Annotated in this window: 17 protein-coding genes; 3 read left to right on the top strand and 14 right to left on the bottom strand. The window is 62.1% G+C overall.

Annotated elements, in window-relative coordinates; all coding sequences use genetic code 11:
• Positions 1 to 64: 64 nt before the first annotated feature.
• Both ACSMXM_RS00625 and odhB read left to right on the top strand, forming a co-directional pair.
• Positions 65 to 2,974, top strand: coding sequence for a 2-oxoglutarate dehydrogenase E1 component (locus ACSMXM_RS00625; RefSeq protein ID WP_460313045.1), 2,910 nt, complete (start codon positions 65 to 67; stop codon positions 2,972 to 2,974).
• Between the two features lie 35 nt (positions 2,975 to 3,009).
• A complete protein-coding gene (odhB, locus tag ACSMXM_RS00620; RefSeq protein ID WP_460313043.1) occupies positions 3,010 to 4,281 on the top strand; it encodes a 2-oxoglutarate dehydrogenase complex dihydrolipoyllysine-residue succinyltransferase in 1,272 nt (423 codons plus the stop codon).
• Positions 4,282 to 4,378: 97 nt separating this feature from the next.
• On the opposite strand, the gene gltX is transcribed toward odhB, so the two are convergent.
• The gene (gltX, locus tag ACSMXM_RS00615) at positions 4,379 to 5,719 is read right to left on the bottom strand and encodes a glutamate--tRNA ligase (protein WP_460313041.1); all 1,341 of its coding nucleotides are present in this window, start codon (positions 5,717 to 5,719) and stop codon (positions 4,379 to 4,381) included.
• Between the two features lie 157 nt (positions 5,720 to 5,876).
• Between gltX and ACSMXM_RS00610 the strand changes: the two genes are divergently transcribed.
• Positions 5,877 to 6,356 carry a thermonuclease family protein gene (locus ACSMXM_RS00610; RefSeq protein WP_460313039.1) on the top strand — a complete coding sequence of 160 codons (480 nt, stop codon included), beginning with the start codon at positions 5,877 to 5,879 and terminating at the stop codon, positions 6,354 to 6,356.
• 13 nt (positions 6,357 to 6,369) lie between these two features.
• On the opposite strand, the gene ACSMXM_RS00605 is transcribed toward ACSMXM_RS00610, so the two are convergent.
• The 13 genes from ACSMXM_RS00605 to ACSMXM_RS00545 all read right to left on the bottom strand — a co-directional run bounded on the left by ACSMXM_RS00605 (position 6,370) and on the right by ACSMXM_RS00545 (position 22,094).
• On the bottom strand, positions 6,370 to 7,494 hold the full coding sequence (locus tag ACSMXM_RS00605; RefSeq protein WP_460313037.1) for a CaiB/BaiF CoA transferase family protein: 1,125 nt from the start codon (positions 7,492 to 7,494) through the stop codon (positions 6,370 to 6,372).
• Between the two features lie 123 nt (positions 7,495 to 7,617).
• Positions 7,618 to 9,201: a cell division protein FtsZ gene (ftsZ, locus tag ACSMXM_RS00600; protein ID WP_460313035.1), complete on the bottom strand. Its 1,584-nt coding sequence runs from the start codon at positions 9,199 to 9,201 to the stop codon at positions 7,618 to 7,620.
• 75 nt (positions 9,202 to 9,276) lie between these two features.
• Entirely contained in the window at positions 9,277 to 10,536 is a 1,260-nt protein-coding gene (ftsA, locus tag ACSMXM_RS00595; protein WP_460313033.1) for a cell division protein FtsA, read from the bottom strand.
• Positions 10,533 to 11,402: a cell division protein FtsQ/DivIB gene (locus tag ACSMXM_RS00590; RefSeq protein ID WP_460313031.1), complete on the bottom strand. Its 870-nt coding sequence runs from the start codon at positions 11,400 to 11,402 to the stop codon at positions 10,533 to 10,535. The genes ftsA and ACSMXM_RS00590 overlap by 4 nt, the downstream gene beginning before the upstream one ends.
• A complete protein-coding gene (locus ACSMXM_RS00585) occupies positions 11,399 to 12,334 on the bottom strand; it encodes a D-alanine--D-alanine ligase (protein ID WP_460313029.1) in 936 nt (311 codons plus the stop codon). The genes ACSMXM_RS00590 and ACSMXM_RS00585 overlap by 4 nt, the downstream gene beginning before the upstream one ends.
• The gene (gene murB / locus ACSMXM_RS00580) at positions 12,331 to 13,215 is read right to left on the bottom strand and encodes a UDP-N-acetylmuramate dehydrogenase (RefSeq protein WP_460313027.1); all 885 of its coding nucleotides are present in this window, start codon (positions 13,213 to 13,215) and stop codon (positions 12,331 to 12,333) included. Before murB ends, ACSMXM_RS00585 begins: the two co-directional genes overlap by 4 nt.
• 23 nt (positions 13,216 to 13,238) lie before the next feature.
• Positions 13,239 to 14,594: a UDP-N-acetylmuramate--L-alanine ligase gene (murC, locus tag ACSMXM_RS00575; protein WP_460316320.1), complete on the bottom strand. Its 1,356-nt coding sequence runs from the start codon at positions 14,592 to 14,594 to the stop codon at positions 13,239 to 13,241.
• Between the two features lie 110 nt (positions 14,595 to 14,704).
• Positions 14,705 to 15,790 carry an undecaprenyldiphospho-muramoylpentapeptide beta-N-acetylglucosaminyltransferase gene (gene murG, locus ACSMXM_RS00570; protein ID WP_460313025.1) on the bottom strand — a complete coding sequence of 362 codons (1,086 nt, stop codon included), beginning with the start codon at positions 15,788 to 15,790 and terminating at the stop codon, positions 14,705 to 14,707.
• The gene (locus tag ACSMXM_RS00565; protein ID WP_460313023.1) at positions 15,787 to 16,953 is read right to left on the bottom strand and encodes an FtsW/RodA/SpoVE family cell cycle protein; all 1,167 of its coding nucleotides are present in this window, start codon (positions 16,951 to 16,953) and stop codon (positions 15,787 to 15,789) included. Before ACSMXM_RS00565 ends, murG begins: the two co-directional genes overlap by 4 nt.
• The gene (gene murD, locus ACSMXM_RS00560) at positions 16,950 to 18,248 is read right to left on the bottom strand and encodes a UDP-N-acetylmuramoyl-L-alanine--D-glutamate ligase (RefSeq protein ID WP_460313021.1); all 1,299 of its coding nucleotides are present in this window, start codon (positions 18,246 to 18,248) and stop codon (positions 16,950 to 16,952) included. The genes ACSMXM_RS00565 and murD overlap by 4 nt, the downstream gene beginning before the upstream one ends.
• Positions 18,245 to 19,315, bottom strand: coding sequence for a phospho-N-acetylmuramoyl-pentapeptide-transferase (gene mraY / locus ACSMXM_RS00555; protein ID WP_460313019.1), 1,071 nt, complete (start codon positions 19,313 to 19,315; stop codon positions 18,245 to 18,247). Before mraY ends, murD begins: the two co-directional genes overlap by 4 nt.
• Positions 19,315 to 20,682 carry a UDP-N-acetylmuramoyl-tripeptide--D-alanyl-D-alanine ligase gene (locus ACSMXM_RS00550; RefSeq protein ID WP_460313017.1) on the bottom strand — a complete coding sequence of 456 codons (1,368 nt, stop codon included), beginning with the start codon at positions 20,680 to 20,682 and terminating at the stop codon, positions 19,315 to 19,317. The genes mraY and ACSMXM_RS00550 overlap by 1 nt, the downstream gene beginning before the upstream one ends.
• Positions 20,679 to 22,094 (bottom strand): UDP-N-acetylmuramoyl-L-alanyl-D-glutamate--2,6-diaminopimelate ligase, encoded by a 1,416-nt coding sequence (locus tag ACSMXM_RS00545; protein WP_460313015.1) that lies wholly within the window; start codon positions 22,092 to 22,094, stop codon positions 20,679 to 20,681. The genes ACSMXM_RS00550 and ACSMXM_RS00545 overlap by 4 nt, the downstream gene beginning before the upstream one ends.
• Positions 22,095 to 22,096 lie beyond the last annotated feature (2 nt).

The raw sequence follows: 22,096 nt of genomic DNA, 5'->3' as shown, positions 1-22,096 counted from the left end.
TGCGACGCCCGGAAATAAAGGGCGGAACGCGCCCGACCAGCCAATTGAAAGGCAGATTGCGAATATGGCCCTGGACGACAATCCACCCCTCGACGAACGTCTGGAAAACGTCGGTGCGGGGTTTATCGAGGCGCTGTATCGCAAATATGCGGAAAATCCTGTCTCGGTCGATGCGGGCTGGCAAGAATACTTTGCCGGACTGGAAAAGGTCGCCGATTCGACTGGTCCATCCTGGCAGAAGAAAAACTGGCCGGTCGCGACGACCGACGAGCTGACTGCCGCGCTCGACCCCACGCAAATGACGCCGGAAGCAGCACCCAAGCCAAAACTGACCGGCGCCGTGGCGGAGGCTGACCCGCAAAGGCGGGAAATCAGCCATGAGGATATCCGGCGAGCGGCAACCGACAGCCTGAACGCGATGATGCTGATCCGCACCTATCGTGTACGCGGACATCTGGCGGCCGACCTGGATCCGCTGGGCCTGACGGAGCGGGAAATGCCGGTGGAACTGACGCCGGAACATCACGGCTTCATCGGCGCCGATCAGCATCGCGTCGTGCACCTTGGTGGTGTCATGGGGCTGGAGGCGACGACCGTTGCCGAGTTGGTGCCTATCCTGCAGTCAAATTATTGCGGCCATGTCGGCACCGAATACATGCATATAAACGACCGGACGGAGCGCCGCTTCATTCAGGAGCGTATCGAAGGCCGCGACACGGAAATCACTTTCACGCCACAGGGCAAGAAGGCCATTCTCAACAAGCTTATCGAAGCCGAAGAGTTTGAGGGGTTTCTGGGCCGAAAATATGTCGGCACCAAGCGATTTGGCCTGGACGGCGGCGAGGCGATGGTCCCCGCGCTCGAATCCATCATAAAATATGGCGGCGCTGGCGGTGCCAAGGAAATCATCATCGGCATGTCGCATCGCGGCCGGTTGAACGTGCTCGCCAATGTCATGCAAAAGCCGTTCCAGGCAATCTTTCATGAATTTGCCGGCGGATCATCGAACCCGGAGGACGTCGGCGGCTCCGGCGATGTGAAATATCATCTGGGCACCTCAACCGACCGGGAATTTGACGGCAATCTGGTGCATCTGTCGCTGACGCCAAATCCGTCGCATCTGGAGGCTGTCGATCCTGTCGTCCTGGGCAAGACGCGCGCCGCTCAGCAGTTGCGGGGCGATCTGACGCGCGACGAGGTTGTGCCACTGTTGCTGCATGGCGATGCGGCCTTTGCCATGCAGGGGGTCGTGGCGGAATGTTTCGGCTTTTCAGGCGTTGAGGGCTATAATACCGGCGGCTGCATCCACTTCGTCATCAACAATCAGATCGGCTTTACGACCAGCCCGCAATTCGGTCGGTCCAGCCCCTATCCGTCGGACATGGGCAAGATCGTGCAGGCGCCGATATTCCATGTAAATGGCGACGATCCGGAGGCGGTGACCTTCGTCACAAAGGTCGCGACCGAATTTCGCACCCGCTTCAACCGCGATGTCGTCATCGACATGTGGTGCTATCGCCGCTTTGGCCACAATGAGGGCGACGAACCCAGCTTTACCCAGCCGCTGATGTACAAATCGATCAAGAACAAACCCCATGTCAGCCAGATGTACGCCGACCGCCTGAAGGAAGAAGGACTGATCGACGACAGCTGGATTCAGGGCGTCAAAGATCAGTTTTCGGCTTCACTGGAAGAGAGTTTCGAGGCTGCGCCGGGATACAAGCCCAACAAGGCGGACTGGTTCGAAGGGCGCTGGGTCGGTCTTGGACTACCGGGCGGAGAGGAAGGCGATCGCCGCGCGGCCATAACCGGCGTTGATGCCGACAAGCTGCGCGACCTGATGGCGAAGATCAGTGCGGTGCCGGAAAATTTCACCATTCACAAAACCCTGAAACGCGTCATGGATGCGCGCGTGAAAGCGGTGAAGGAAAATGCCGGGATCGACTGGGCAACGGCGGAATCCCTGGCGTTCGCATCGCTGCTGACGGAAGGCTATGGCGTCCGGCTGTCGGGGCAGGATTCCGGCCGTGGTACATTCAGCCAGCGTCACGCCGTATGGACCGATCAGGCAAGTGGAGAGAAGTACGTCCCGCTTAGGGAGGTGGATGACGCCTTCAAGGTCTATGACAGTCCGCTGTCCGAATATGGCGTCCTTGGTTTTGAATATGGCTATGCGCTGACCGATCCCAAGTCCCTCGTCATGTGGGAGGCGCAGTTCGGCGATTTCGCCAATGGCGCGCAGATCATCATCGACCAGTTCATCGCCTCGGGCGAGGCCAAATGGCTGCGTTCCAACGGTCTGGTTCTGCTGCTGCCGCACGGATATGAGGGTCAGGGACCGGAACATAGTTCCGCCCGGCCCGAGCGCTTCCTGCAGCTGTGCGGAGAGGACAATATGCAGGTCGTCAACGCCACGACGCCGGAAAACTACTTCCACGTCCTGCGGCGCCAGTTGCACCGCGATTTCCGTAAACCTTTGGTGATCTTCACGCCAAAATCGCTGCTGCGTAACAAAGCGGCGACCTCAACGCTCGACGAGCTTTCCGGCGATACGCATTTCAAGCGTATCATGTCCGACCGCATGGACATTCCCGATGAAAAGGTCGAGCGACTGATCCTGTGCACCGGAAAGGTCTATTACGACCTTGCGGAACGCCGCGACGAACTCGGGCTTGAAAATACCAGCATCGTTCGGATCGAGCAGCTATATCCCTTCCCGCTCGACCCGCTGGTCATTCGCCTGAGACGGATGAAGAACCTGAAAACCGTGGTCTGGGCGCAGGAGGAACCAAAGAACCAAGGCTATTGGTTCTTTACCGAACATTATATCGAACGTGCGCTCGACGGCGCGGACAGTAAGCCCCAGCGGCCGATCTATGCCGGCCGCAAGCCATCCGCGGCGCCCGCCACTGGCATTGCCAGCCGTCATGCCGCACAACAGAAACAACTGGTCGAAGACGCGCTGACCGCCTGATCCAGAATATGGCAACCGATCCAAGGAATTCGAAAATGCCCATCGATGTCTCCATCCCCGCCCTCGGCGAATCCGTTACCGAAGCCACCGTCGGCGAATGGCTGAAACAGCCGGGCGATAGCGTGGCGGTGGATGAGCCGATCGTCAGCCTGGAAACCGACAAGGTCTCCGTCGAGGTCCCGTCGCCTGTCGCCGGCACCCTGTCGGAACAGCTGGCTGAGGTCGGCGACGAGGTCGAGGTGGGCGCCATCATCGCGCGCGTCGAGGAAGGCGCTGGCGGCAGCAAGGATGGGTCCGCCTCCGCGAAGAAAGCGGATTCACCTGCGAAATCGACATCCTCTCCGGAGGTCGATGCGGAGACAAAAGCAGCCGAGGACGACGACAGCGCTGCGGGCGACGACACCCTGTCGCCGGCGGTGAAGCGCCTCCTTTCCGAACATCAGCTTGACGCTGCCGACATAAAGGGCACCGGCAAGGGAGGCCGCCTGCTGAAAGAAGACGTGCAGCGCGCCATCGCCGGTGGAGACAAGGGCGCAGAGGCGAAGAAATCCGCGCCGGCAGCCTCTAGTTCTAGCTCTTCCTCGGCTGCACCCGCCCCTGACGGGGGCCGCAACGAAGAACGCAAGCGCATGTCGCGCCTCAGGAAGACAATCGCATCCCGCCTGAAGGAAGCGCAGAATACAGCAGCCATGCTGACAACCTTCAACGATGTTGACATGACCGCCGTCATGGAGGCGCGCGAGAAGTACAAGGACACGTTCGAGAAAAAACACGGCGTCCGGCTGGGCTTCATGTCGTTTTTCACGAAGGCATGTTCCCTGGCGCTGCAGGACGTGCCCAGCGTCAATGCGATGATCGACGGCGACGATATCGTTTATCGCGACTATGCAGATATCGGCATTGCCGTTTCCTCTCCGGGCGGCCTTGTCGTTCCGATCCTGAAGAACGCCAATGCTCTCACCTTTGCCGAAACCGAGAAGGCAATCGGCGATTTTGGCCGCCGTGCCCGCGATGGCGAACTGAAGCTGGACGAACTGCAGGGCGGTACGTTCACCATTTCAAATGGCGGCGTATTCGGCAGTCTGATGTCGACGCCCATTCTGAACGCACCGCAATCGGCCGTTCTGGGAATGCATCGTATTGAGGACCGCCCGGTTGCCATTGACGGCCAGGTCGTCATCCGGCCGATGATGTATCTGGCGCTCAGCTACGATCACCGCCTGATCGATGGACGCGAAGCCGTAACGTTTCTGGTGCGCGTGAAGGAAGCCATCGAAGATCCGACGCGGCTTGTGCTAGATCTCTAGCACCACCTGCGGTGGCTACTGAGCTTATCACCGCATAAGCCTTATATCCGGTCATTCTCACATAGGCGGAGATCACCGGATATAAGGGCGCTCCCCGTTACGCTCCTGCTTTCCCAAGTCGCTCCAGCGCCTGCTCGCAGCCAATCAAGGGCAATAGCGCCGCTATCTCCGGACCGTGGTCCTGCCCGGTCAGTGCCTGACGCAGCGGCATGAACAAACCTTTGCCCTTACGGCCGGTTTTCGCCTTCAGCTCGGTGGTCCACCGCTGCCATATGTCATGGGACCAATCGAGCGCTGCGAGTGTCTCGCGCGCAGCGGTCAAGAATTCACGATCCTCCGCCGCAAATTGCGCATTAACGGGGCCGGTCACGAGCTGCCAAAGCGCGGCGGCGTCGCCGACAATCTCTACATTCGACCTCAGCGCCATCCATGCCGGTTCATCCATGCCGGTTGGCAGGCGGTCCGCTACCCGGTCATAATTCAGCCCGTGAACAATCTTTGCGTTCAGCGGGACCAGATCGGCAACATCGAACCTGGCCGCCGCGCGAGAGAAGGTGGTGAAATCGAAACCCTCCGCCAGCGCGCTCAGATCGTCGACCGGTTCAATAGACCGGGATGTGCCGATGCGCGCCAGCAAAGCAGCAATCGTTACCGGCTCGACTCCCAGAGCACGGATTTCGTCCATGCCGAGGGAGCCGGCACGTTTCGACAGCTTACCACCCTCCGCGCCTGTCAGCAGGCTTATATGGGCGAACCGAGGTGGCGGGGCGTCCAGGGCCGCGAACATCTGTAGTTGAACGCCGGAATTGGTGACGTGATCTTCGCCCCGCACGACATGCGTAATGCCCATGTCAATGTCGTCGACGACACTTGGCAGCATGTAGAGATAGGATCCGTCGGCGCGGCGCACGACGGGGTCACTTAGCGAGGCCGGATCGACATGCGCTGGGCCGCGGACCAGGTCGGTCCACTCGATCGCCGCGTCGGTATCCAACCGAAAGCGCCAATGCGGTTTCGTGCCCGCCTCTTCCAACTGCGCACGATCCTCTTCCGACAGGCGAAGGGCGGCACGGTCGTAAACCGGCGGCAGCCGGCGCGATAATTGCACCTTCCGCTTTACGTCCAGCTCTTCCGCCGTTTCATAGGCCGGGTAAATGCGCCCCGCCGCCGCCAGACGATCGAAGGCAGCATCGTAAAGCGCCGAACGATCGGACTGACGCACTTCACCATCCGGCGACAGGCCCAGCCAGTCCAGATCCTGGCGAATGGCATCGACATATTCCGGGCGGGATCGCGCCTGGTCCGTGTCATCGAGGCGCAGCATGAAGCGTCCCGCATTCGCGCGGGCAAACAACCAGTTGATCAGCGCAGTACGCACATTGCCGACATGCAGGCGGCCCGTCGGGCTGGGTGCGAAACGCGTCACGATATTGCTCATTCGGCACATCCTTCAAAACTCGCGGCACTGCCCTGTTGGCAGGTGCCAGCGCCACCTTTGCCGACGACGAACGAAGCCGCACGCGGGTGCGCGACAGGTTCAATCTGGCTGGAATCATTTGCGAAGTCTTAAGGCACGTCTGTCACAGGCGAAAGCCATGTCTACGTCGCGCTTTGCAGTTGCCGTCGCCCTGCCCCTGGCGCTGCTGACGTTCGCGCTCATTCTGCTGCTGACGCCGGTCCGCTTCGATAACCCGGCCGAGGCGTCGGTGCCGGGCCGCTTCACCTGCGACGTGACTGGCGTTCATGATGGCGATGGCCCGATCTACTGCGCGAATGGAGCCAAGATACGGCTGACGGCAATTGCCGCTAGGGAATTAGACGAAACCTGCCGTCCTGGACATCCTTGCCCAACCGCCAGCGGCGCCGCCGCAAAGGCCGCTTTGAACGAACTTGCGGGCAGGCAGCGCCTGCAGTGTGAAGCGACCGGTCGCAGCTATGGGCGCGTCAACGCCTGGTGCTGGCGACCCGACGGTACAGAACTCAACTGCGCCATGGTAGAAAGCGGCACCGCAATGGCATGGCCACGCTATGACCCATCAGGTCGTCTTTGCGACACCAGCAACAGCAGCGCCTGATCGGACCGGTGAGCTATTCTATCGCTTTCGACGCACGCAGCGCGTGATATTCTTCTTCGCTCACCCCTGCCTCCGACAATATCTCGCGGGTAGCGCTGCCGGGTTTTGTCGGCGGCGTCGGCGCGTCGACCTGCGTCGACGAATAACGCGGCGCGGGCGCCGGGCCCATTATGCCGCCAACATCTACAAAGGTTTCACGCGTGACATTGTGAGGATGAGCTGCAGCCTCCTCCATCGACAGGACGGGGGCGACGCAAACGTCGGTTTTGCCAAACAGACTCTCCCATTCGTCCCGCGTCCTCGTCAGGAACACCGCCGCCAGCTTCTCCTTTAGCGCAGGCCAGTGGGCCGGATTCATTTGATCGTCCAGCACGGCGTCATCCCCTAGGCCGGTGATGCGGCGCAGTTCGGCGTAGAATTGCGGTTCTATCGCACCCACGGCGATATATTTGCCATCGGCGGTTTCATATGTGTCGTAAAAATGCGCCCCGGTGTCGAGCAGATTGACGCCACGTTCGTCGCGCCAGAATCCCGTGCCCCTGAATTCCCAGATCATGCTGGAAAGCAGCGCGGAGCCATCCGTCATGGCTGCGTCGATGACCTGGCCCTTGCCCGTTTTGCCGGCATGCAGCAGGGCCGATACCATGCCGAAGGCCAACAGCATGCCCCCGCCCCCAAAATCGCCCACTATATTCGCGGGCGGCGTCGGCTTTTCACCAGCGCGCCCATAGCCATGGAGCGCGCCGGACAGGGCGATGTAGTTGATGTCATGGCCCGCGACATCTGCATATGGGCCATATTGGCCCCAGCCGGTCACCCGGCCGTAAACCAGCCTGGGATTATCCTGCAGCAGGGCGGCGGGACCGAGGCCCAGTCTTTCCATGACGCCGGGGCGAAACCCCTCGAACAAACCATCCGCGCTCGCCGCCAGGCGGCGGACCAATTGCGCGCCCTCGGGCGACTTGAAATCGACAATGATGGAGCGGCGATTGCGGCCCAGAAGAGGCTCAGGCCTGGCACCGGCACGTTCGACGCGGATGACGTCTGCACCGTGATCCGCCAACATCATGCCACAAAATGGCCCCGGGCCGATGCCGGCAATTTCAATGATGCGAAGACCGGAAAGGGGGCCGGGCATGGTGCGCTCCCTGAAACAAAATACGAAACGGCGGCCCGATCAGGGGCCGCCCATCTCAATTAGCACGGGTTACGCGGCACACCCCCTCCCCTTCCGGAGAGGGAGCAAAATAGACAGGGCGAACTAGTCGTTCACCTGCCGCTTGAAGAATGCGGGGATTTCCAGCGGATCATCACCCTTTGATTCTTCCTTTTCACCTTCACTTGTAAAAAGGTCGTCGCGGGAACGCTTCGCTTCCGTCTTACCCTTGCCGATCGACGTCATGCGCTCGAACAGGCTGGGACCGCGGGTTGGCGCGGCGGGAGGGGCCTCACGCGTGGGACGAATATCCTCGGAATAGGGGCGCTCGGCTGCCGCCGCTTCCTCGTTTGCGACCTCATCTTCGGAAGCGCGCAGCGGGGTAACATTGGTGTGTACGAGGGGAGCATCCGCAATGGAGGGCGGTGCCTCCAGCACAATCTCTTCCTCGGAAACAGCCTGATCGACCGCGGCTTCGAGAGGCAGCGGTTCTTCCTCGGCGGTCACTGTCGGAGCTGCCATGGAAGCTGCTTCTGGCAGCGTCTCTACATCATCCCGATCTGGCATGTCCTCAGCAGCGGAAGGCTCGGCCACCGCCGGTTCCGCAGGTTTCGGCGCGGGCGTGGGCGAACTCGCCTTGCTAGCGGGCGCCATCCCGCCAAAGCTTCCCGCCACGGTGCCAAAGGCAGGCTTCGGCGTTGCCGCCGGCGCCGCCTCGTCACGCGCCTCGGCGTCGATACCCGTGGCAACGACGGATACGCGCAGCTTGCCGTTAAGCTCGGCATTGAACGCGGACCCAAAAATAATGTTGGCGTCCGGATCGACCATGTCGCGAATATGATTGGCGGCCTCGTCGACCTCCATCAGGCCCATATCGTCGCCGCCCGTAATATTGATCAACAGCGCCTTCGCACCGCGAAGCGAAACCTCGTCCAGCAGCGGGTTCGAAATGGCCTTGTTCGCTGCCTCGATCGCGCGGCCTTCGCCCTCTGCCTCGCCCGTACCCATCATGGCCTTGCCCATTTCGGACATGACCGTGCGGACGTCGGCGAAGTCCAGATTGATGAGGCCCGGCATCATCATCAGGTCGGTAATGCCGCGAACGCCCTGATGCAGAACCTGGTCCGCCATCTGGAACGCTTCCTTGAACGTTGTCGATGGGCTGGCGATCATGAACAGGTTCTGGTTGGGAATGACGATCAGCGTGTCGACATGCTTTTGCAGTTCGGCAATGCCGGTTTCCGCCGCCCGCTGGCGCTTCGCGCCTTCGAAGTTGAATGGCTTGGTAACGACACCCACGGTCAGGATGCCGCGTTCACGCGCTTGCTGTGCGATTACGGGCGCCGCGCCCGTACCGGTACCGCCGCCCATGCCGGCCGTGATGAAACACATATGCGCGGAGCCGAGAGCCGCCTCGATCTCGTCGAGATTTTCCTCTGCGGCGGCGCGGCCGATTTCCGGGCGCGCACCTGCGCCAAGACCCTGGGTAATCTTGTGCCCCAGTTGAATCCGCGTGGCAGCCGCGCTGGCGGCAAGCGCCTGTGCATCTGTATTCGCAACACAGAATTCGACGCCTTCCAGGCCGGAATCGATCATGTTCGCTACCGCGTTTCCGCCCGCTCCGCCGACGCCGACGACCGCGATGCGGGGCTTCAATTCCGTAAGTTCCGGACGCTCGAACTCAACCATGATGCGCTCCTCGTTTCCTGTCCTGGCAACCGTAGCAATTCCGCGAGTCGCCGTGAATCCCTAAAGTGAGCCTGTTCAAATGTTTTGCTTCAGCATTTTCAGCATTTTCCGGAAGCCCGTACCTTCGACGGGTGCGAAACTGGTCTGCTGGCGATCCCAGAAACGGGGCGCCTCCTCCGATGCTATCAGCGCAAGCCCGGTCAGGACGTTGAATGCGCTGGCCCGCTGCTGTTCCGGAAATCCCGTCAGACCAGACGGAGAACCTACCCGCACGTGACGGCCAAGCACACCTTCGGCATAATCGTCGATACCCGCAAGGGCCGCCCCGCCACCGGTCAGGACCACCTGCCGTGCACGCGGTCCTTTGAACCCCAGTTCGTCGAATCTGTCCTCGACCAGCCCGAACAGCACGTCCAGACGCCCGCGAATGGCTTGGATCAGTTCGGCGCGCGGCCGCTGATACAGCGCGCCGCCGCCCTCCAGCCCTTCTACGTCGATCCGTTCATGATTGTCGCGCGGGACCGAATTGGCGGAGCCCTTCAGCGCCTTCAGCCGTTCCGCCGCCACCAGCGGCGTGCCAAGCGCGCTCGCGATGTCCGCCGTCACATCCTCACCGCCCATCGGAATCGAGGAAAACCCCGCCATCATCCCTTGCGCAAAAATCGCGATGTTTGTGCGGCCGGCACCCAGGTCGATCAGGGCGCAGCCAAGATCGCGCTCCTGCGCCGACAGGCAAGCGCGGGCCGCAGCGACCGGCGCCACTACCAGTCGCGCGACATTCAGGTCCGCGCTTCTGACCGCCGTTTCCAGGTTCTGCATGGGCGCCCGGTCGGCGCTGAGAATGTGGATTGCAACGCCCAGCGTCTCCGCGTGCAGGCCGAGCGGGTTCATTACGGCATTCTGTCCGTCGAGCGTATAGAGAGCGGGCTCGGCATGCAGGATGATCTTGCCACCCGGTTCGATCTCTGCCTTCGCCTCTGCGTGGACATGATCGAGGTCAGCACGCTCGATCCGCTGCCCGCCAATATCGACCTCTACCGTCGCCAGATCGCTGTCGATGCCGCCTGCCGATACTGACACCGTCACATCGCTGACGGTAACGCCGGCATTCTGCTCGGCCTTGGCCATTGCCTGCCTGACGGCGGCCTCGACGGCGCCAAGGTCGGAAACGAGGCCGTTCTTCATGCCCCGACAGGCAAGCTGATGCACGCCGATCACGCGGGGGGCATCCTCCTCCGGCCCCACCAGCGCGATGAGGGCGGCGACCTTCGAGGAACCAACATCCAGCACCGCGACGGTTTTTTCTCCGCGCAGCTTGGGTGCCTTGCGGCTCATATCTCCGTACCTTCTACCGTCATCAGCGGATCGCTGTCGGAATCTCCGCGGCGTACGATCATCTGCTTGGCCACCCGAAAATCGAGCGACCGAAAGCCGCGTCCGGTCAGGCCCGTGTCGCGTTCCAGGCGGACGAATGCATCCAGCGCCCTGCGAACTGATCCGTCTCCCTCGGGTAGCATGACCGTTTCGCCTGATTTCAGGATAATGTCCCAGCGGCGACCGCTGCGCCACACCGCGCTTTCGAAATGTTCGGCAAGGGCCGGATATTGCGCCAGTATCGTCACCAGACCGCGCACATGCTTGTCCGCGCCATCGTCGACGATCAAAGGCAGGTGCGTGAAACGCTCCAGATGATCGGTCGGCAGGACCTGCCCGTCCAAATCGATCAGCCGGTATTTACCGTCATTCTGCCAGATGGCAGCAGGCTTGCGTTCGGTAATGTCGATCAGCAGGCGGTCGGGCAGCACGCGGCCAACGCTTGCCTGATCGACCCACGGCAGCAGCTCGACCTGATATTTCACGTTGTCCAGATCGACCAGCAGCATGGAATCCGATGCGCCATCGAGCGCGGCCGTGTAAAACGGCAGCTGCGACATTTCCTTGGTGCCCGTCACTTCGACTTCGCGGACTTCGAAACCTGCCAGCGCAACCCCGCGCGCCGCCCCCAGCCAAAGCCTTTCAGGCAATTGATACAGCCATGCCGCGCCCAGCGCGCCGCAGGCGACGATGGTGGCGACCGTCGGCGCCAGCCAGGGGCGCGGCGACTTCACCCTGCGGCGCACCGGCGGTCGTTTCGCCGCAGCGGGCGCGCGGCGCGATTTCGGTGCGGGCTTTCCGCGTTTCAGGACGACGCGCTCGCTCATGAGGCGTTTTCACTCTTTAGCGCCTCGTCAATGATGCGCTGAACCAACTGTTCATAGCTGATACCGCGATAGCGCGCCTGTTCGGGCACCAGACTAAGCGGCGTCATGCCCGGCTGTGTATTCGTTTCCAGAAGGAACAGCCCCTCTGGCCCGGTATCATCATAGCGGAAGTCGGAACGGCTGACCCCGGCGCAGCCGAGCAGGCGATGCGCCTTCAGGGCATCGGCCATCGCACGATCGCGAACCTCTGCGGGCAGGTCGGCGGGGCAACGGTGGTCGGTCAGGCCCTCTGTATATTTCGCCTCATAATCGTAAAACCCGCGCACGGGCACCAGCTCTGTAACGGCCAGCGGCTCGTCGCCAAGAATGCTGACCGTCAGCTCGCGCGTGCCGACGAACGGCTCCGCAAGCAGTGTCGCGAAATCCTGCCAGGGCCCGGGCGTACCGCGAGCGATCGGCTGACCATAATTCGATTCATCGGTGACGATGGCGATCCCCACCGACGACCCCTCATTGACCGGCTTCAGAACATAGGGGCGCGGCAGCGGGTCAGCCGCGAAGAGGGTTTCCGAACGGACCAGTTTTCCCTGCGGCATGCGGATGCCGGCCGGCACCAGAACGCGCTTCGTCAATTCCTTGTCAATGGCAACGACCGAGGCGGCGAGGCCCGAATGCGTGTACCGCAGGCCCAGCATGTCCAGCATGCCCTGCACGGCGCCGTCTTCCCCCGGAACTCCGTGAAGCGCGTTGAAAACGATGTCGGGGGCCAGGTCGGACAATGTGCGCGCCACGTCGCGCCCCATATCCACTTCATGCGTATCGTGGCCAAGCGAACGGCACGCATCTGCAACGCCCTTCCCGGACGATAGCGACACCTCTCGCTCTGCGGACCAACCGCCCATCAGGACGCATACCTTCAGCTTCGCAGTCATCGCGTCCCTACCCGTTGAATTTCCCATTCCAGATCGACGCCGAACTCATCGCGAACGCGGGCGCGCACCTCCTCGCCCAGATCCTCGATGGCATTGCCGGTCGCCGTTCCGGTGTTGATCAGGAAATTCGCATGTTTCTCACTGACCTGAGCGCCGCCAACCTCAAGACCGCGACAACCGGCGGCATCGACCAGTTGCCACGCCTTGCGCCCATGGGGGTTCTTGAAGGTCGAGCCGCCCGTTTGCGTGCGTGTCGGCTGAGAGGCTTCCCGCTGTTGCTGGATTTCGTCCATGCGGGCGCCAATAGCGGCAGGATCACCGGGCCGCCCCTGGAAAACCGCCTCTACGACGATGTCCCCGGCGCCGAGATTGGAATGGCGATATTCATAATTGAGCCCCGCCGCGGCCAGCGTATCGACGCTGCCATCGCGTCGCACGATCTTCGCCTCCACCAGAATATCGGCAACCTCATTGCCATAGGCACCGGCGTTCATGCGGACCGCGCCGCCAACGGTGCCGGGGATACCCCGCAGAAATTCCAGCCCCGCAACACCTGCGTCGCGCGCGGCCGATGCGACGGAAATGCCCATCGCCGCGCCGCCCGCCCGGACCAGCATGTTATCGACCGCGATCTTTCCCATCGCCTTTGGCAAACGAATGGTGACCCCCGGAACGCCGCCGGATCGGACGATGAGGTTCGAGCCGACGCCTACCGGCATGACTTGGACTGCGGGATCGAGCGCGCGCAGAAAGCTGCTGAGGTCATCCAGATCGGCGGGACGGAACAAATGTTCGGCCGGTCCACCTGTCCGGAACCAGATGAAACCCGACAGGTCCGCCTTTGCCTCCAGCGTGCCGCGTACGGGGGGAAGGGTGGCCATGATGTGCGGTTCGCCCTCCCTCTTCAAATCGTTCCGGCGCGCGCGAGACGAATGGTGTCGGCCAGACCGGCGGCCCATTTGGTGATGTCGCCCGCGCCAAGGCAGATAACCCGGTCGTCCTGTCGCACGACGCCAGCAAGCGTTTTCGCAAGATCTTCGGCGTTCTGAACGATGGCCACTTCGCGATGTCCCGCCTGCTTCAGTCGCTCGACCAGCGTTTCGGCGGATATTCCCTCGATGGGCTGCTCTCCCGCCTCGTAAACGGGCGTGACATAGACGATGTCGGCATCGTTGAAGCAGGTCGCGAAGTCATCCATGTGATCGCGCAGCCGCGTATAGCGGTGCGGCTGGCACACGGCGATGACGCGGCCCTTCGCGGATTCGCGCGCGGCCTGCAGCACGGCCTTTATCTCCACAGGATGATGGCCATAATCGTCGATGATCAGCGTGCCATCGACGACCCCGACGCGGGTGAAGCGCCGTTTCACGCCGCCAAAGCGCGCGAAACCCTCCCGGATTGCCTCGTCAGTCAGACCCAGTTCCAGCGCGACGCCGATTGCGCCGAGAGCATTCTGGACATTGTGCCGGCCCGGCATGGGCAGGAAAATATCCTCCAGCTTTCGTGATTCTCCGTCACGTTCGCGGATGATCACATCGAAGCGATTGCCGTCGGGCTCAGGGCGGATATTCTCGCCTCGAATATCCGCCTGCGCGCTGAAACCATAGGGCACCACGCGGCGATCGCGCACTTGCGGCAGAACGGCCTGCACATCCTTGTCATCGATGCAGAGAAATGCAGCCCCGTAAAAGGGCACGTGCTCCACAAATTCGACGAAGGCCCGCTTGATCGTGTCGAAATCGCCGTAATGATCGAGATGTTCGGGATCGATGTTGGTAACGATGGCCAGCGTCGGCGGCAGCCGCAGGAACGACCCATCGCTTTCGTCCGCCTCCACCACCATCCAGTCGGATTTCCCGACTCGGGCATTGGTGCCGTATACGTTGATGATACCGCCATTGATGACCGTAGGGTCCATGCCGCCGGAATCGAGCAGCGCTGCCACCATGGACGTCGTCGTCGTCTTGCCATGTGTGCCGGCAATTGCGACATTCGATTTCAGGCGCATCAGCTCGGCAAGCATTTCCGCGCGGCGAACGACAGGGATGCGTTTTTCCAGCGCCGCCACAATCTCTGGATTGCCGCGCTTGATCGCCGTCGACACCACGACGACGCTAACACCGTCGATATTCTCCGCCTGGTGGCCGATATGAACGTGAATGCCTAGTTCGCGTAAGGATTCGACCTTCGAGCTTTCGGCTATGTCCGATCCCTGAACGTCATAGCCCAGATTCTTCATTACCTCGGCAATGCCCGACATGCCGATACCGCCAATGCCGACGAAATGGATCGTTCCGATCGCCTTTGAAAAGCGCGCCTGGGCGCGGCGTTCGACAATGGGTGCGGCAGTGGTCACAATCTATCCTTCATTTACTGGCCGAGCGCTTCGGCAATATCGGCGACACGCGACGCCGCATCCGGCCGTCCCACCGACTTGGCGCAGGCGGCGGCATTCGCCAGCGCCTCTGGCTGTGCCACCATCGCAGCAATCTGGGCAGCCAGCGCCTCTGGCGTGAATGCTGTTTGCCTGAGCATGGCAGCACCGCCCGCGGCAACCATTTCCGCTGTATTCGCAGCCTGATGGTCATCGGTGGCTATCGGCAGCGGCACAAGGATCGCAGGCCGCCCCGCCGCCGTCAATTCCGCAATGGTCGATGCGCCCGCGCGGCCTATGAACAGATGCGCCCGCGCAAGCGCGGCGGGCACATCCTCCATATAGGTATAAAGGTCCGCGGGGATGCCGCTGTCGCGATAGGCGGCGGCGACATCGGAAATATCCTCTTCCCTTGCCTGCTGTGTCACGGTCAGGCGCTGACGCAGCGGCAGCGGCAGCAGCGCCAGCCCCTGCGGCACCACCTGCGAAAGGATGGTCGCCCCCAGCGATCCGCCGAGTACCAATATGCGCAAAGGCAGCAAGTCGTCGAAGGGCGGAAACGGCGCATCCGCGAGAGCGGCCACGTCCGCGCGCACGGGGTTGCCGGTCAGCGTCGCCTTTTCGACCGCCGCCAATTGCCGTGTTTCTGCAAAGCTGGTGGCGATGGCATCGACGCGCGACTGCAGGACGCGATTGACGCGGCCAAGAACGGCATTCTGTTCGTGAATCAGCGTCGGCACGCCCGCCTTGGCAGCCGACAACATGGCAGGCAAAACCGGATATCCGCCAAACCCGATAACGGCGAGCGCCGGATCGTCGGACAGAATCTTTTTCGCCTGGCGCCGTCCGCTGGCGATTTTCCACATGGCACCTGGCCATTTCAGCGGATTGCGACCGATGGTAGCGGCATCGACGATGTGACGGGCGTTACCCTCGAACAGGCCCGGCAGGCGCGCTCCACGCGCATCGGTAATCAGGCTGACACGATGCCCGCGTCTTTCCAGTTCGCGGGCAACGGCATGGGCGGGCACCATATGTCCCCCCGTACCCCCGGCGGCGACAAGGAAATGGCCGCCACTCATGCAGGCGCAAGTCGGACGGAGGAAATCGGCTTCATGAATCGGCTGCGCCGGGTCAGTGACAGCAACATGCCGGTCCCAATACAAAGCGCGATAAAGCTGGAGCCGCCATGTGATATGAACGGCAGGGTCATGCCCTTCGACGGCAACAGATTCGTCGCGACACCCATATTGATGAAGGCCTGCAGGCCGATCTGCACTACCAGACCAGTCGCCGCCAGCGTCACAAAGGGATCATCCTCCTCGAACAATTGCGTCAGCACGCGCACGACGATTGCCAGGAACAGGCAGGCGATCAGCAGGCAGGCAATCATGCCGAACTCTTCACCGATCACCGCGAAGATATAGTCGGTGTGCGGTTCGGGCAGGCTGAACTTAGCCTGTCCCTCACCGGGGCCAGTACCGAAAAATCCCCCGGAGCGAATGGCGTCGACGGCACGTTCGACCTGATAATTGTCGCCCTCCCCCGTCAGGAACCGGTCGATACGGCTGGTGACGTGCGGCACAAACAAATATGCGAGGCCAAGGCACGCCACCGCCAGAACGCCCAGCACGGCCAGCAGGGTCAGGCTGAGACCGGCAATGAAGGCCTGCGCGATCCATACGGCGGAAAACAGGGCGGTTTGCCCCACATCGGGTTGCAGCATCAGCAACGCGGCGACCAGCACCAGCGCCAGAGCGGAGGCAGGCAGGGCAGGCACCTTCGGATCGTCGAACCGCAGCGCCAGGATCCAGGCGGACGCAACGATGAACATCGGTTTCAGAAATTCCGACGGCTGCACATTCTGACCGCCGATGGTCAGCCAGCGTACCGCGCCATTCACCTCCGCCCCCACGAACGGAAGCACAGCCAGCGCCAGCATGCCAAGCCCCGTGCCGATGATGGCCAGCCTCTTTGTCCAGGCTTTTGGCAGCATGGAAACACCCAGCAGGACGGGCAGGCCCAGCAGCACCCACATGATCTGCCGCTTCAGGAAGAACATGGCGTCATAGGTGAAATTGGCGCCCGACAGCCGCTCGGCCGCGGCGGGCGACGCGGCGGCGACGGCAATCATGCCAATCGCAATCAGAATAAGCACCATGCCGAGCAGCGGCCGGTCAATGGTCCAGAACCACCGCCCCAACACCGTCCGGTCGCTGCGACTGAAAATATCCCCCGGCTTCACGCCCCCAACCTTTCCACGAGAGTCCTGAATTCATCGCCGCGATGTTCGAAATCGCGAAACTGGTCGAAGGAGGCTGCGGCAGGCGACAGTAGGATCGTGTCGCCGGCGTCGGCCTTGGCAGTCGCGATCTGAAAGGCATTGGCGAGTGTCCCCGCCTCTACGATCTCTGGCACCTTGCCCCGCAGCGCCTCGGCGAAAACCGGCACGGATTCGCCGATCAGATAAGCAGTGCCGACATTCCCCAGGAACGGGATACAAGCATCGAGATCGGCACCCTTCGCCCGTCCGCCGGCAATCCAGTGGACATGCTCGAACGCAGCGAGCGCAGGTGCCGCGCTTTCAGGGTTCGTCGCCTTGGAATCGTTTATGTAGCGAACGCCGTTGACGACGCCGAGCTGCTCCATCCGGTGCGGCAGACCGGAAAAGCTGGAAAATCCAGTCAGTATCTCCTGATCTGAAAGCCCCAGCGCACGCAGCGCCGCTATCGCCGCAGCGGCATTCTGTCGATTGTGCGGCCCGGCCAGGCCGGGCCAGTCCTCTTGCCGATCAAGAAGCGCCTCGCCCACCGGAAGGATGCGATCGTCATGTGCGCGCGCGATAGAGGTGGAGAACGGATCGCGGCCGGCCACCACTGCCCTACCCTTACCGCTCAGCATCTGGATCAGGCGCGCCTTCGACGCGGCATAGGCGGCCACAGATCCATCGTAACGATCCAGATGATCGGGTGTGATATTCAAAAGCACGGCAATATCGCACGCCAGACTGCGCGTCAGGTCGATCTGGTAGCTGGACAGTTCCAGCACATAGACGCCCTCGCCCACCGCATTCGGGGTCAGCGGCTCCTGCGACAGGATTGGTAGCCCGATATTGCCGCCCATGATTGCCGGAAACCCCGCCTCTGCCACCACATGATGGATAAGGGCAGTGACGGTCGACTTGCCGTTCGTGCCGGTGATACCGACCACCTTGTGCGGCGGCAGGTCAGCGCGCGCCTGGGCGAACAATTCTATGTCGCCGATGATCGGCGCACCCGCGCGGCGCGCGCGGTCGCTGAGCGGATGCGTGTTCAGCGGCACACCCGGTGAGACGACCAGCGCATCGTACGCGCGCAAATCCGCCTCCATCGGATCGACGGCATCGACGCCCTCAGGCAGCGCAGCGCGCGCCTCCTCCCGGCTGTCCCACGCATCGACGCTCGCACCCGATGCCGTCAGCGCCTCAATTGTGCTGAGGCCCGTGCGCGCCAGGCCGAGAACGTGAAAGCTCTTTCCGGAAAAGACCGCGCTGGTAATCATCTGAGCTTCAGAGTCGCGAGGCCCGCCAGCGCAAGCACAATGGAAACGATCCAGAAACGGATGACGACCGTCGATTCCGCCCAGCCAAGCGCCTCGAAATGGTGATGGATCGGAGCCATGCGGAATACGCGCTTGCCGGTCATCTTGAAGCTGGCGACCTGCACGATGACACTGACCGTTTCCAGCACGAAGAGCCCACCGACGACCAGAAGGACCAGTTCGTGATTGGTCACGACCGCTACCGTCCCAAGTGCGCCGCCCAATGCCAGACTGCCCGTATCGCCCATGAAGACGGCAGCGGGCGGCGCATTGTACCAAAGAAAGGCCAGACATGCCCCGATAATGGCCATGCAGAAGACGATGAGTTCCCCCGCATCCTCTACGTAAAGAATGCCGAGATAGTCAGAAAATCTGGTATTCCCCACCAGGTAAGCGATGACGCCAAATGTCAGAACCGCGATGATCACAGGAAATGTCGCCAGGCCGTCAAGGCCGTCCGTCAGGTTCACCGCATTGCCAAAGCCGGTTACGATGAAGGCCGCAAACAGGATATAAAACGGCCCCATTTCGAGACCCACGGAAAAGAAGGGCAGATAAAGCGCCGTGTCGGTCTTGTCCGCGATCAGCCAGCAGGCAATCCCGGCGATAATGAATTCGAACAATAAGCGGGTCCGGCCGCTGACGCCCTTGTGCGTTCCCTTGGAAACCTTGCTGTAATCGTCGGAGAAGCCGATCAGCGCAAAGCCCAGCGTGACGAATAGGGATGTCAGAACGAAGAGACTGTCGAGCCGCGCCCACAGCAGCGTCGAAACGGTCAAGGCCACCAGGATCATCAGGCCGCCCATGGTGGGCGTGCCGCGCTTCGTAAGCAGATGGCTCGCCGGCCCGTCTTCGCGGATCGGCTGTCCCTTACCCTGCTTGGAGGCCAGCCAGCGGATCATTCGCGGCCCGATCAACAGCCCTATCGCCAGCGCCGTCATCACCGCCGCACCACTGCGGAAGGTGATATAGCGAAAGAGGTTCCATACCCCCTCGAACTGAAACGCGTCGGCAATGTGGTAGAACATCAGGCATCGGCCCCCGTGAATGCCGCAACGAGGCGGGAGAGGCCGTGATAGTTCGACCCCTTTATCAGTACCGTATCACCAGCCTTCAGCGTATCGCGCAACCAGTCTTCCGCACCTACCGCGCTCTCCAGATGCTCGGCGCCAATCTCATCCGCCAGCGCGCGCATTTCCTCGCCCAGCAGCAGAACGGGACTGGCGCCGGAATCTGCAATCGGCTCTGCCAGCGCGCCGTGGATCTTCTCCGATTCCGTGCCCAGTTCACCGATCGCGCCGAGGACGGCGATGCGGCGTCCCGGCGTTGGTGCGTCCCGCAAGACCTCAAGGGCCGCGCGCATGGAGGCGTCGTTCGCATTATAGCTTTCGTCCAACAGTCGCACCTCGCCGCCCTGCCAATTGATGACATGCTGGGCGCCGCGCCCCTGCAGCCCGCGCATCTGCGCCAGTCCCAGCGCGGCGGCGGTCAAATCGGCACCTGCGGCATAAGCGGTGGCGAGCACGGCGAGGCTATTGCGCTGCCAGTGAAGACCCGGTTGCCTAAGCGTGAAGCCGATCTGCTGATCGTTAATCGATATCTGCAAAACCGTTCCCGTGTCGATTTCCGCCGACCGCAGCGGACGCACATCGGCCCCCTCATTCAGGCCGAAGGTCAGGATGCGGGCGGCATAACGTTCGGCATGCTGCTTCAGCCGTGCAAAGTGCGGACTGTCGAACGGAAGGATCGCCGTACCGCCGGGTTCCAGCCCCTCGAATATCTCGGCCTTCGCATCGGCAATAGCTTCTTCGCTGTCGAAAAATTCCCGGTGTGCAGAGGCGATGGCGGTGACGATTGCAATGTTGGGCCGAACAAGGCGGGTCAGAGCGGCCAGTTCGCCAGCATGATTCATTCCCATCTCGAATATGCCGAACCTGGTATCCGTCGGCATGCGCGCGAGGCTGAGCGGCACGCCGGTATGGTTATTATAGCTTTTAACCGAGGCATGCGTCGCAGCGGGCGCCGCCTCCGTAAGCGCCATTTTCAGCGCTTCCTTCACGCTCGTCTTACCGACGCTGCCGGTTACGCCGATGATCGTCGCATCCGTGCGCGCGCGGGCCACCCTGCCGAGTGCCTGCAACGCGGCAAAGCCATCCTCTACCAGGACATGAGGCGTTTCAATGGGTTGAGACACAAGACATCCGGCGGCGCCACGGGATACCGCGCTGGCGACAAAGCGATGACCGTCCGTCTCGGCACCCTTCATCGCGACGAACAATTCACCGCCGATGACTTCACGGCTGTCAAAGGTCACGGCATCGACGCTAAAATCTCCGTGTGCGGTCCCACCCGTCGCCGCAGCGATTTCGGTGGAGGTCCACAGGTCAGGGCTCATGACGCCACTTCCCGGGCGACGGCCACATCATCGAAGGGCAGGACACGATCGCCGACGATCTGTCCCTGCTCGTGTCCCTTACCGGCGATCAGCACGACGTCGCCAGTTGCGGCGGACACGATGGCGGCGCGGATTGCCTCCCGACGGTCGGCAAACTCCTGCGCCGGCCCGGTCTCAGCCAGTATTGCCGCCCTTATAGTGGCAGGATCCTCCCCACGTGGATTGTCATCGGTTACGTAAAGCTCGTCTGCTTTTTCCCGCGCAATCGCACCCATCGGGCCGCGCTTTCCCGGGTCGCGGTCCCCGCCAGCACCGAATACCAGGTGCAGCCGGGCGTCGGTATGCGGCCGCAGCGCTTCGCACGCAGCAGCGATGGCGTCCGGCGTATGAGCATAATCGACATAGATCGGCACACCGGCCTTAGACAGCGCGACCCGCTCCAAACGACCGCGCACCGGCACGACACGTTGCAAATTGGCCAGCGTTGACCGAACATCCGCTCCCAACGCGATGGCCAATCCAGCGGCGACGAGCGCGTTGGCGGCCTGATATGCGCCGATCAGCGGCAGATTGACGGTGTGAACGTCGCCCCCTGCCTCGATCTTCAGCATCTGCCCCAGGTGCGTCGGTGTCTGTTCGCGCAGCTTTAACGTATCGCCATGTCGTCCCACGGAAATGATGTGAAGGCCACGCTCTTGCGCGATCCGCGCCACCTGGGCGGAGCGATCGTCGTCGGCCCAGATCACCGCCGCGCCGCCATCGCCGACAACCTCTTGGAACAGGCGCATCTTTGCCTCAAAATAGGCGTCCATCGTACCATGATAGTCCAGATGATCGCGCGACAGGTTCGTAAATGCAGCAGCAGCGACCGGCAGGCCCTCAGTGCGATATTGCGACAGGCCATGGCTTGACGCCTCAAAGGCGGCGTGGGTCACGCCCTCCCGCTGCAAACCGGCCATGTTGGAAAGGAAGGTGACGATGTCGGGCGTCGTCAGGCCGGTCGAAACCTGTCCTTCGCTGGTCGTGACGCCCAGCGTGCCGATGCTGGCGGCATTATGTCCGGCAAAGCGCCACAACTGGCGCACCAGTTCCACCGTAGAGGTCTTGCCGTTCGTACCCGTGACAGCCACCGTGTATTCCGGAAACGGGCCGTAAAACCGCGCAGCCAGCCGGGCGAAACGCTCGCGCGGTTCGTCAGCTTTTATATGTACGGCACCTTCGACCGTGGCTTCCGGCCGCGCGACCACCGCCGCTGCGCCGGATGCCACCGCATCGGCGATGAAATCCTCTCCGTTGAAACGCGCACCCCGGAACGCCCCAAACACTGCACCGCGCGCGACCTTGCGATGATCGATGGCGAAGCCGGTGATCTGGGTTTCATCTTCGTTGCCGAGAAGTTTTCCCAGTTGCACCG

The organism is Pacificimonas sp. ICDLI1SI03, assembly GCF_054740865.1.
This window is presented reverse-complemented; position numbering and strand designations above follow the sequence as displayed.